Genomic DNA, 11,505 nt, shown 5'->3' on the forward strand with positions numbered 1-11,505 from the left:
AGCTTAATCCCTTGTTGTTGCCCCCTGATGACGCGCCGCTGCGCAGTGTTGTCCGGCAGGGTGCTAAGGTGGGCAGCATCGCGGCTTACCTGCTGTCGCGCATCAGCCTTTCAGGGTTTGCTCCAGCACGTGTAATTCGTGATTGCATTCCGGATTTTTAGCCCGGTCAGCGGTGATTTTACGTACCGCATGCAAGACCGTGGTGTGGTCGCGTCCGCCGAACAGTTCGCCGATTTCCGGCAAGCTCTTCTGAGTGAGTTCTTTCGCGAGGTACATCGCAATCTGACGCGGCCGCGCAATATTGGCCGGACGTTTTTTCGAATACATGTCGGCGACCTTGATATTGAAAAAGTCAGCCACGGTTTTCTGGATGTTTTCCACAGAAATCTGACGGTTCTGCACCGACAGCAAATCTTTGAGCGCTTCTTTGACCACATCTATCGTGATGTCTTTGCCGTGGAAGCGTGAATAGGCCAGAATCTTACGCAATGCGCCTTCGAGTTCACGCACATTCGAGCGCAGATGCTTCGCCACAAAGAACGCCACGTCGTCAGAGAAATTGACGCCTTCCGAATGCGCTTTTTTGAGCAAAATCGCGACCCGCATTTCCAGTTCAGGCGGTTCTATCGCTACCGTGAGGCCGGAATCAAAACGCGAGATCAGGCGATCATCCATGCCGGTGATTTCTTTTGGATAGGTATCACTGGTGATGATGATTTGCTTCTTCGCGGCGATCAGCGCCTCGAACGCATAGAAAAACTCTTCCTGGGTACGGCTTTTACCGCCAAAGAATTGAATATCATCGATCAGCAACAGATCGAGCGAATGGTAATAGCGTTTGAATTCGTCAAAGCCTTTGCGCTGGTAAGCGGTCACCACATCACGTACATATTGTTCAGCGTGGATGTAGCGTATCTTGGCATTCGGGTTATCGACCAGAATCTGGTTACCGATTGCGTGGATCAAATGCGTTTTACCCAGACCAACGCCACCATACAAGAACAGCGGGTTATACGAGACGCCGGGATTATTCGCGACCTGAATGGCTGCGGCACGTGCCAGCTGGTTGGCCTTACCGGTCACGAAGCTGTCAAAGGTCAGATCAGAATTGATGCGGCTTTGCTCGCGGCGCGGCGAGGTTTCTGGTGCTGCAGCCGGTTCCTGAATAATTTCCACACTCAGCGTGCCCTTGTCCTGATCGCTGCCAGCACGCGTAGGCGCAGGCGCGGACGATGCCGCGACCGGCTTCTTGCCACCGCGTGGATCGAGCACGAACTGGACTTCGACCGCGTCATCCCAGTACTGATTCGCCAGCTCAGAGATACGATTCGCGAACTGGGCTTTAACCCAGTCCAGCTTGAACCGGTTAGGCGCAGCGATGCGCAGCTTACCGTCCTCGAAATCGAGCGGTACCAGCGGTTTGATCCAGGCACTGTACTGTTGCGGAGGAAGCTCTTGCTCAAGTTGGGAAGAACAGGCTTGCCAGAAATTTTCCATGAATAACTTTACTGTATTAGGACTTGCGCAAAACTGCCCCAGCGGCGTTATGGCTCCTTGCCGTACAAATGTACTGTCTGCGTCGCCAAGCCTTGCCGGGACAATTTTGCGTAAGTCCTAGGTATTAAATGCAAATGCGCGGATGCCGCTTTATCGGAGGAATGTGCGGAATGTCAGCCAGTCATACCTGATTGCTGCGCAATCCACGGTGCATAACTCGCCAGTCTTCCACAGCTGACTCAGGGACTTTTACCAGTGAAATCAAGGATATCCGGGTAAAAGTTGTCTTACAGACATAAATCGGTGCCGCGCTAATCCTCTATTTTACCCCCGACTGCGGTAGTTATCCACAGCCTGATGATTAAATTTATTCTTTGCACTGCAGCACTGGGGGTAAACCCGTTTTGATTAATTTTTGTGCTAAGTGATTGACACGTAAGCCAAAAATGGTGTCTAATTCAGGGTTCCCTACCCTCTTTTATTGGATGGTGCATTGTTTGTACTAATATGCAGCAAGCCATGAGCAGCGGTTTTGGGGCAGTAAAGGCGAAAGGCCTGACGTTATGCGCGAGCCGAAGTCGTATGCACGACAGCCTTTATCCGTAATTCCGATTTTTTTTATTGCTCAAATAGCGAGACCAACATGAAACGTACTTACCAACCTTCCGTCGTTCGCCGCAAGCGCACCCACGGTTTCCGCGCACGTATGGCAACCCGCGGTGGCCGCGCTGTTCTGAACGCGCGCCGCGCTAAAGGCCGTAAACGCCTGGCAGCCTGAGATCTGGCAGCTTGATTGTAAATAATTGGTCTGCGCCAGCCCCGGCTGATATCGCATGATCAATCATTTAGCTGACCCGGTTCTGGCAAATGCAGGCAATGCAGATTTTGCCCGCGTACGCCGCATCGTTAAAACGGATGAATTTTCATCCGTTTTTCGTTTGCGGCCCGTGTATAAAACTGCGCACTTTGTGCTCTATGCCAGAACCAATGAACTGACACATGCCCGTTTGGGGGTGGTGGCTGCCAAGCGCTTTGCGCCGCGCGCCGTGACCCGCAACACGATCAAACGCGTCACGCGTGAGATTTTCAGATGCTCTGCTTTGCAGTCTGTGGATTGCATCGTGCGTCTGTCGCGGCCTGTGAACGGCAAAGATGGTCCTGCTACCACTGCCCAGCTTAAACGTGAGCTGCGGGCGGAATTGCTACGTCTGTTCGCTGCACCGGCTTGCAAACTGACGGGCTGACATGAAAACGCTGCTGCTCCTGTTGCTACGCTTTTATAAGTACGCAATCAGTCCTATGCTGGGGCAGAACTGTCGCTTTTATCCCAGCTGCTCTGAATACGCAGCCGAAGCCATACAGCTGCATGGCGCTGCCAAAGGAAGCTGGCTGGCGGGCAAACGCCTGTGCAAATGCCATCCCTGGCATCCGGGCGGTGTCGATCACGTGCCGGCCGCAGGTGAAAAAAAAGCAAACGCCCCCATATCCGTCCAATGCTGTCCTGCCCACGCTGAGCAGACTGACAGCAAGGGTCATTCTTCTCACCTTTCCTGACATACAAAATGGATATCAAACGTACCGTCCTGTGGATTATCTTCTCCATGTCACTGTTGCTGCTTTGGGATAACTGGGCCCGCCATACTGGCAAGGCTTCGATGTTCTTCCCTAGCGCGAATCAACAGGCACAACAGAATACGAAAGCCAGCGCTGCTGCCAGTGCCTCTGCCAATGCAGGGACTTTACCGGCTGCGAACATTGCGGCTGCCGCAGCTTCCAATGCGGTGCCAGGCGCGCCTGAAATCAAGCGTGAAGTGATCACCATCACGACCGACGTATTCAAAGCAGATATTGATACTCAGGGTGGTGAGCTGAAGCGTCTGGAACTGTTGCAGTTCAAGGCAGCCGTGCATCACGATCACTGGTATGAGCCTTTCCTGGAACTGTTCAGCAGCAAAAAAGCAGCCCAGCCTAGTCTGAATATCGTGCTGTTTGATCAAAGTGCAAAACGTACTTATCTGGCGCAATCCGGTCTGATCGGTGGTAATTTCCCTAACCATAAATCTGCCTTTGTGGCTAAGCCAGGTGTGCGCACACTCACTGACGGCGCCAAGCAGGTTCAACTGGTGCTGGAATCGGAAGTCGGCGGTGTGAAGCTGACCAAGACTCTGACTTTCAAACGTGGTGACTACATCATCGACGTGCGTCATGAAGTCACCAATAACACGACAGCGGCGATCACGCCTTCGGTCTACATGCAGTTGCTGCATGACGGCACCAAGCCTGAATCCGGCGGCATGTTCTCTGCGACCGGCGAATTCTATGCACCGGCTGTGTACAGCGAAGCAGAAAAATTCCAGAAACTGGATTTCGAAAAAATCGAGAAAAATACTGCCAGCCATGCGATGAAGGCTGACAGTGGCTGGGTCGCCATGCTGCAGCATTTCTTTGTCTCTGCCGTGATTCCTGCTGACAAAGCACAGCGTGATATCTTCACCAAGAAAGTCGATACCAATCTGTATGCAGTCGGTAATATCCTGCCAGTTGGCAGCGTGGCACCGGGTGCGACTGTGGCGAATGACCTGCGTCTGTATTCCGGTCCGCAATCCACCGCCAGCCTGGAAAAAATCGCACCTGGTCTGGATCTGGTCAAAGACTACGGCATGCTGGCTTTCATCGCCAAGCCGCTGTTCTGGCTGATGGAACTGATCCACAACGTGATCGGTAACTGGGGCTGGACTATCGTAGTCTTCACCATCGCGATCAAACTGGCGCTGTTCCCTTTGTCTGCTGCCGGTTACCGCAGTATGGCGAAAATGAAAGTTGTCACACCTAAGATGCAGGCTGTGCGTGAGCGTTATAAAAACGATCCGCAAAAAATGAATCAGGCCATGATGGATCTGTACAAAACAGAGAAAATCAATCCTCTGGGCGGCTGCTTCCCTATCCTGATCCAGATGCCGATTTTCCTGGCACTGTACTGGGTATTGCAAGCGAGTGTGGAAATGCGCGGCGCGCCGTGGATGGGCTGGATCACCGATCTGACCTCGCCAGATCCGCTGTTCATTCTGCCTGTGATTTACGCGATTTCTATGTTTATCACGACCAAGCTCAATCCTGCACCGGCTGATCCGGTACAGGCGAAGATGATGATGTTCATGCCTTTGATTTTCTCGGTCATGTTCTTCTTCTTCCCATCGGGTCTGGTGTTGTACTGGGTAGTCAATAACATCCTGTCTATTGGTCAGCAGTGGGTGATCAATAACAAGATGATCCCGCCAGAGCACAAGGCCTAATGCACACAACAAGCCCGCAGATGCGGGCTTGTTTTTTGGGTGGGTTTGTTTTGTTTTGTTGTTGGGCCAGGCTTCGTGGGGGCTTTGCTTAAGCTTTGTCTAAGCTTTGACTAAGCGTTGCCTAAGCGTTGCCGGGGGTGGCCCGGCGGCCACTTACTTTTTCTTGCTTCGCCAAGAAAAAGTAAGCAAAAAGAAGGCGACCGCAATGTCACTGCCCCTGCGGGGTTCCCTTTGCTGCGAGCCAAAAAATGGGAAAGCTTCGAAACTCGCTGCGCTCAGACAACGAAGCTTTCTTATTCCATTTTTTAACTCGCATCAAAGGCAGTGCCTGAGCGGATAGTGCCGCACTCCCGCGCGCAACGATCGCCCGTAGTCGGAAGGTGATCCGCTTGAGACGATGCAATTGATGTGGGCTGGAAAATGGATCAGAAATGACCGCTGTCTGAGCGCAGCGAGTTGCGGTCATTTCCCATTTTACTGAGCACATCAATTGTGCTGTAGCGTAGCGTAAGCACCCGAAGGGCGAGTCTTGCGGTCGTCTTTCTTTTGCTTCCTTTTCTTTGACGAAGCAAAGAAAAGGGAGTGGCCGCCGGGCCACACCCGGCAAAGCTTAGCCAAAGCTTAGCCAAAGCATCCACGAAGCCAAATAACTAAGCCCGCAAACTTTGTCGCATTTCCGTCACACAATACACATCGAAAACACAAGCTTACTGGGTGCCAACTCAGAGCACAGATAGAATTTACTTATGATTTATGAACCTATCCCTATCGCCGCTATTGCAACCGCGCCCGGACGCGGTGGTATCGGCGTTGTCCGTATTTCGGGCAAAGACCTGAGCCCGGTGATACGGGCTTTGTTTAACGACACCCAGTTCAAACCGCGCCATGCAACGTATTTGCCGTTCACGCAAGCCGATGGCAGTGTGATCGATCAGGGGATCGCGATTTATTTCAAGGCACCGCATTCCTACACTGGTGAAGACGTGTTGGAGCTGCAAGGCCATGGCGGCCCGGTAGTGATGCAGATGTTACTGAGCCGTTGTCTGGAAGCGGGTCAGGCCGCTGGGTTGCGGCTGGCCGAGCCGGGTGAGTTTACGCAGCGTGCCTTCCTCAACGACAAGCTCGATCTGGCGCAGGCGGAAGCGGTGTCTGATCTGATCGAAGCCTCGACCGAGGCCGCTGCTAAATCGGCGTCCCAATCCTTATCCGGCGCTTTCTCACGTGTGATCCATGAGCTGGTCGATAAGGTGGTGAATTTACGTATGCTGGTGGAAGCGACGCTGGACTTTCCTGAAGAAGAAATCGACTTCCTGGAAAAATCCAATGCACGCGGTCAGCTCAGTACCATACAGGCAGCTTTGCAAAAAGTATTTGAACAGGCCGCACAGGGTGCTTTATTGCGCCAGGGTCTGAACGTGGTGCTGGCCGGGCAGCCGAATGTGGGCAAATCTTCTTTGCTCAACGCATTGGCCGGAGATGATGTCGCCATCGTCACACCTATCGCCGGAACTACGCGCGATAAAGTCACCGAGACTATTCACATCGAAGGCATCCCGCTCAATATCATCGACACCGCCGGTATCCGGCATGAGCATGATGATACAGAGCCGGGCGGCATCGTGAATGCGATTGATGCGGTCGAACGCATAGGCATAGAACGCACCTGGGCCGAAGTGGAAAAAGCTGATGTGATTCTGCATTTGCTGGATGCCAGCCGCGGCCCTACCCGCGCCGATGAAGCCATCGTGGCACGTTTTCCGGATGGCGTGCCTGTCATCCGTGTGTGGAACAAAATTGACTTATCCGGCCATCATGCCAGTGTCGATCCTATGGAAGATGCGACCCACATCTATCTGTCGGCACAGGACCATGTAGGGATAGATTTATTACGTCAGGAATTGCTGCGTATCGCAGGCTGGGAGCAAACCGGTGAGTCTCTGTATCTGGCACGTGAACGTCATCTGATCGCCCTCAAACACGCACATGAACATCTGCAGCAAGCGGCGGAGTATGCGGCGCAAAACGATCAGTTACTCGATTTATTCGCCGAAGAATTACGCCTGACGCAGGACAGACTTAACAGCATCACCGGTGAATTCACCAGCGATGATTTGCTGGGCGTGATTTTCTCGCGTTTTTGTATCGGTAAATAAGCGACTGGCAGCGCTGCTTGCAGCGTCCTGCCAGTATTGCGCATCTGTCAGGCGTGCTGTACGCCGCCAGATGCTGATAGCTGTTCCTTATCCAGTAAGGCCAGCACCGCAGGGCGCAAGGTACGCAGGTAGAGATAATCAGCCAGAAATTGCAGCAAGAAACTCAGCGTTACCATAGTCAGCGCTCCAAACGTTTTTGAATCATACATAAACGCTACAAAGGCCAGGATGTAGATCGCACCGCTGGCAACTGCCCACCAGTGACGGCGCTGGCTGTTGAAAGCCGTTTGCTGAGCGGCTTCCAATAATGCCGGATAGCGTGCTGGCGCGACTTCAGCCAGTTCTGGGATAGCTCTGAGAATAGAGTCGTATAAGTAGCCGTGATAAATCATTTCCCCTCCATCTACATTGCTTAATTAATTGCCAATATAGCACAGCAAGTTCGGTACTTGGCAAGGATTTACGTGTTCTGCGCAGCCCGGAGCGCAATAGCCAGCTGGCTTATGTTAAGGTAGATCGTGTGAACATTTAAACTCTGCATCATGTGTCAATTACTAGGAATGAATTGCAATACCCCGACCGATATCGTGTTCAGCTTTACCGGTTTTGCGACGCGCGGCGGCCTGACCGATGAGCATAAGGATGGCTGGGGCATCGCTTTTTTTGAAGGCAATGGCGTGCGCCTGTTTGTCGATCATCAGCCAGCGATGAGTTCGCCGGTGGCAGAGCTGATCAAACGCTATCCGATCAAATCCGAAAATGTGATTGCGCATATCCGCAAAGCGACGCAGGGCGAAGTCACGCTGGAAAACTGCCATCCGTTTGTACGTGAATGCTGGGGCAAATACTGGGTGTTTGCCCATAATGGCGATCTGAAAAATTTTGCGCCTGAACTCGATGGCAGCTTTCTGCCGGTCGGCAGCACCGATAGCGAAATGGCGTTTTGTTATCTGCTACAGCGCATGCGTGAACGCTTCGGAGAGCAAAGTCCGGACTTGCCCGCATTGAGCCGCTTCATGCAAGACATCTGCCGTGAAATCGCGGCCTATGGCACTTTCAATCTGATGCTGTCGAATGGAGAAGCTTTGTTCACCCATTGTTCGACCAAGCTGCACTACATCGTGCGTCAGTATCCTTTCCCTACCGCTAGCCTGTCGGATGAGCAAATGAGTGTGGATTTTTCTGAAGTGACCACGCCACGCGACAAAGTGGCGGTGATCGTGACTGAGCCTCTGACCCATAATGAACACTGGACCCAGTACCAGCCCGGTGAGATGAAGGTCTTCGTGGATGGCGATGTCTGGCTGGCAGGAGACGCCGCATGAACCCGCGTCTGGTCGATCAGCTCGATACCAATTTACTGCGCGTGCTGCATACCTTGCTGACTGAGCGCAGTGTGACCCGCACCGCGATGAAGCTGGGACAGTCACAGCCAGCGATCAGCAATATGCTCAAACGTCTGCGCGATATCACTGGCGATGCGATTCTGGTGCGCGGTAAAAACGGCATGACACCGACCGAGCGTGGTCAGGAATTACTGCAACTGGCGCAGCAGGGACTGAAGGTGATGGAGAGTATTGCCAGTCCCGCGCCCGCCTTTGTCGCGGCGACTACCCAACGCGTATTTCATCTGGGCGCACCGGATTATCTGAGTGTGTTACTGCTGCCGCTGGTGATGGAAAAAGTACGGGAACTGGCACCAAACGCAGGCCTGGTGATTCATGCGCTGAATGCCGGTTTTGATTATGCGACTGCACTGGAAAACGGCGAACTCGATTGCGTAATCGGGAACTGGCCGGATCTGCCGCCGCAATTACATATCGCTCAGTTATTTGAAGATGAGCTGGTCTGCATGGTGAACCGCAAGCATCCGGTGGTCAGCAAAGGACTGTCGCTGCGCTACTATCTGGATATGCCACATCTGGCACCGACGCCGTATATGGCAGGACACCGCAGCATCATCGACACGGCCTTGGCTGAGCTGGGGCATAAGCGCAAAATTCAGATGACCCTGCCTTACTTCGGCATGGTGCCGTATGTCTTGTCACGCACCGATTTGCTCTTCACCACCAGCCGCAGCTTTGCGGTGCAATGTGCGAAAGATTGGCCGATAGAAGTGCTGCCGGTACCGGTTCCTATGCCTAAGATGAAATTCTTCATGCTCTGGCATGAACGTGTGCATGCGGCGGCGGAAGTGCAATGGTTACGCAAAATCATTGCCGAGTCAGCGCAACAGGTGTGCGCTTAGCCATAAAAAAACGCGGCTCACTGCTGAGCCGCGTTTTTATTTAGGTCAGTCTAATTAAGCTGAGCTCAGCTTAGATCAACCTGGTATTAGCCCGGAACCTTACCGTCCACGCCTTCCACATAGAACTTCACTTCATGCAGGAATTTGTCGTCTGCCACGGCATCTTTGCCCAGCACTTCTTTACCGGTATTATCCTTGATCGGACCTTTCCAGATGGGTGCTGTGCCATCAATCACACCCTGACGACGTTCTGCGATGAGTTTTTTGACTTCATCAGACAGCGTGGCATTGAAAGCCTTGAGGTCTATCATGTTTTCTTTCAGGCCCCACCAGGTGGTGTCTGATTTCCATTTACCTTCCAGCACTTCGCCTACGCGTTTGTTGTAGTACACGCTCCAGTCTATGGTGGAGGCGGCTACGTGGGCTTTCGGACCGAACTTAGTCATGTCGCTGTCCCAGCCAAATGCGAGTACGCCTTTTTCTTCTGCAGTCTGCACCACTGCTGCGGAATCGGTATTTTGCATCAGCACATCCACGCCCTGACCGATCAGGGTAGTCGCTGCTTCGCGTTCTTTGCCCGGATCAAACCACTTATTGACCCACACGACTTTGGTGGTGGCATTCGGATTCACAGAGCGTGCGCCCAGTGTGAAGGAGTTGATATTACGCAGCACTTCAGGAATCGGTACCGAAGCAACCACACCCAGTTTGCCGGATTTGCTCAGCTTACCGGCAGCGACACCGGCCAGATACGCGCCTTCATAAGTACGCACATCGTATTGCGCCATATTGGCTGCGGTTTTGAAGCCAGTCGCATGTTCGAATTTCACATCCGGGAAATCCTTGGCGACTTTGACCATCGCTTCCATATAGCCGAAAGTGGTGCCGAAGATCAGCTTATTGCCCTGGCTGGCCAGATCACGGATCACGCGTTCTGCATCGGCTGCGCTTTCGGGGACGTTTTCGACGAAAGTGGTTTTCACTTTTTCGCCATACTGTGCCTCGACTTGCTTACGGGCCGCATCATGCGCGTAAGTCCAGCCTGCATCGCCGACCGGGCCCACGTAAATGAAGGCGACTTTTAGTGCTTCTGCGCTGTTGGCAGCGGTGGCACCGGATGCTGCAGAAGCAGCTGGCTGCGCTTCGTCTTTCTTGCCGCAGGCGGCCAGTCCGAGTACGGCAAACGAGATCGCAGCGACCAGGGTTTTTCTACGGGAGATTGTCATCATGGACTTCCTTAAGTGAACAAAACAGTAAATTCATTACATAGGACTTACACAAAACCGCCCCAGCGGCGTTATGGCTCCTTTTTGTACAGCTCGTGCAGCTCGTACTGCCTGCGTCGCCATGCCTTGCCGGGACAATTTTGTGTCAGTCCTCACAAAATCAGCAGTCCCGTCTTTACGGACGGAAGGGCTTACCCAGCGAGGCTGGCATATTCAGGCGTATCCAGTCAGGATTGCGCGAGATCAGGACCAGCACCACGATGGTGGCAACATAAGGTAGCATAGACAGGATTTGCGATGGAATCGCTATCCCTATCGCCTGAAAATGAAATTGCAGGATAGTCACGCTGCCGAACAGTAAAGCACCGAGCAAGACCCGTGCCGGACGCCAGGTGGCGAAGGTGGTCAGCGCCAGTGCAATCCAGCCGCGACCCGCGACCAAGCCTTCCACCCACATTGGCGTATAGATAATCGACAGATAGGCACCGGCGATACCGCAGCAGGCACCGCTGAACAGCAAGGCCAGAAAGCGGATACGCAATACCGGATAACCAAGCGCATGGGCCGATTCCGGCGATTCGCCAACTGCACGCAATACCAGTCCGGCACGGCTGCGGTACAGGAACCAGATCAGTCCTGCGCATAACAGCAGGCTGAAATACACCGCCAGATGCTGATCAAATAAGGCTTTACCGACAAAGGGCAATTGATTCAGTACTGGAATGCCGTGGCTGCCTGCAGGCAGCGATTGCCCCACAAAAGACTGACCAATGAAAGCCGATAAGCCGGTGCCGAAAATAGACAAGGCCAGCCCGGTCGCGACCTGATTGGTTGCCAGTGACAAGGCCAGCCACGCAAACAGCGTCGCCATCAGCATGCCGGCGACTGCACCTGCGGCAAAGCCCAGCCAGGGATTGTGAGTCTGGTGCGCGACTGCGAAACCGACGATGGCCGCCACCAGCATCATGCCTTCTGCACCCAGATTCAGCACACCTGCACGTTCATTGATCAGCAGACCGAGTGCGGCAATCAGCAAAGGGGTGCCGGAATTGATGGAGGCGGCAATTAAAGAAGCAAAGTTTTCCATG

General features: G+C 53.2%; 11 protein-coding genes. 7 read left to right on the forward strand and 4 right to left on the reverse strand.

Annotated elements, in window-relative coordinates; genetic code table 11:
- Positions 1-102 precede the first annotated feature (102 nt).
- Positions 103-1,497 (reverse strand): chromosomal replication initiator protein DnaA, encoded by a 1,395-nt coding sequence (gene dnaA / locus H8K43_RS13175; RefSeq protein ID WP_186904265.1) that lies wholly within the window; start codon positions 1,495-1,497, stop codon positions 103-105.
- A gap of 643 nt (positions 1,498-2,140) precedes the next feature.
- Between dnaA and rpmH the strand changes: the two genes are divergently transcribed.
- The 5 genes from rpmH to mnmE all read left to right on the forward strand — a co-directional run bounded on the left by rpmH (position 2,141) and on the right by mnmE (position 6,943).
- Positions 2,141-2,275 carry a 50S ribosomal protein L34 gene (gene rpmH, locus H8K43_RS13180; protein WP_061535510.1) on the forward strand — a complete coding sequence of 45 codons (135 nt, stop codon included), beginning with the start codon at positions 2,141-2,143 and terminating at the stop codon, positions 2,273-2,275.
- A gap of 55 nt (positions 2,276-2,330) precedes the next feature.
- Positions 2,331-2,741, forward strand: coding sequence for a ribonuclease P protein component (gene rnpA / locus H8K43_RS13185; RefSeq protein ID WP_162019657.1), 411 nt, complete (start codon positions 2,331-2,333; stop codon positions 2,739-2,741).
- Positions 2,742-2,796: 55 nt separating this feature from the next.
- Positions 2,797-3,051, forward strand: a complete 255-nt coding sequence (yidD, locus tag H8K43_RS13190; RefSeq protein ID WP_408058544.1) for a membrane protein insertion efficiency factor YidD — start codon at positions 2,797-2,799, stop codon at positions 3,049-3,051.
- A gap of 8 nt (positions 3,052-3,059) precedes the next feature.
- On the forward strand, positions 3,060-4,790 hold the full coding sequence (gene yidC / locus H8K43_RS13195) for a membrane protein insertase YidC (RefSeq protein ID WP_186904266.1): 1,731 nt from the start codon (positions 3,060-3,062) through the stop codon (positions 4,788-4,790).
- 746 nt (positions 4,791-5,536) lie between these two features.
- Positions 5,537-6,943, forward strand: coding sequence for a tRNA uridine-5-carboxymethylaminomethyl(34) synthesis GTPase MnmE (gene mnmE, locus H8K43_RS13200; RefSeq protein WP_186904267.1), 1,407 nt, complete (start codon positions 5,537-5,539; stop codon positions 6,941-6,943).
- Positions 6,944-6,990: 47 nt separating this feature from the next.
- On the opposite strand, the gene H8K43_RS13205 is transcribed toward mnmE, so the two are convergent.
- Positions 6,991-7,335: a hypothetical protein gene (locus tag H8K43_RS13205; RefSeq protein WP_186904268.1), complete on the reverse strand. Its 345-nt coding sequence runs from the start codon at positions 7,333-7,335 to the stop codon at positions 6,991-6,993.
- Positions 7,336-7,485: 150 nt separating this feature from the next.
- On the opposite strand from H8K43_RS13205, the gene H8K43_RS13210 reads away from it, so the two are divergent.
- Positions 7,486-8,268, forward strand: a complete 783-nt coding sequence (locus tag H8K43_RS13210; RefSeq protein WP_186904269.1) for a class II glutamine amidotransferase — start codon at positions 7,486-7,488, stop codon at positions 8,266-8,268.
- Entirely contained in the window at positions 8,265-9,191 is a 927-nt protein-coding gene (locus H8K43_RS13215) for a LysR family transcriptional regulator (RefSeq protein WP_162019667.1), read from the forward strand. Before H8K43_RS13210 ends, H8K43_RS13215 begins: the two co-directional genes overlap by 4 nt.
- An 86-nt stretch (positions 9,192-9,277) precedes the next feature.
- Here H8K43_RS13215 and H8K43_RS13220 read toward each other — a convergent pair whose 3' ends face one another.
- Both H8K43_RS13220 and H8K43_RS13225 read right to left on the reverse strand, forming a co-directional pair.
- Entirely contained in the window at positions 9,278-10,417 is a 1,140-nt protein-coding gene (locus H8K43_RS13220) for a BMP family ABC transporter substrate-binding protein (protein WP_186904337.1), read from the reverse strand.
- Positions 10,418-10,592: 175 nt separating this feature from the next.
- Positions 10,593-11,504 (reverse strand): ABC transporter permease, encoded by a 912-nt coding sequence (locus H8K43_RS13225; RefSeq protein WP_186904270.1) that lies wholly within the window; start codon positions 11,502-11,504, stop codon positions 10,593-10,595.
- Position 11,505: the final 1 nt, after the last annotated feature.

The sequence above is a fragment of the Cognatundibacterium curvum genome (assembly GCF_014284235.1).
Classification (GTDB): domain Bacteria; phylum Pseudomonadota; class Gammaproteobacteria; order Burkholderiales; family Burkholderiaceae_D; genus Undibacterium; species Undibacterium curvum.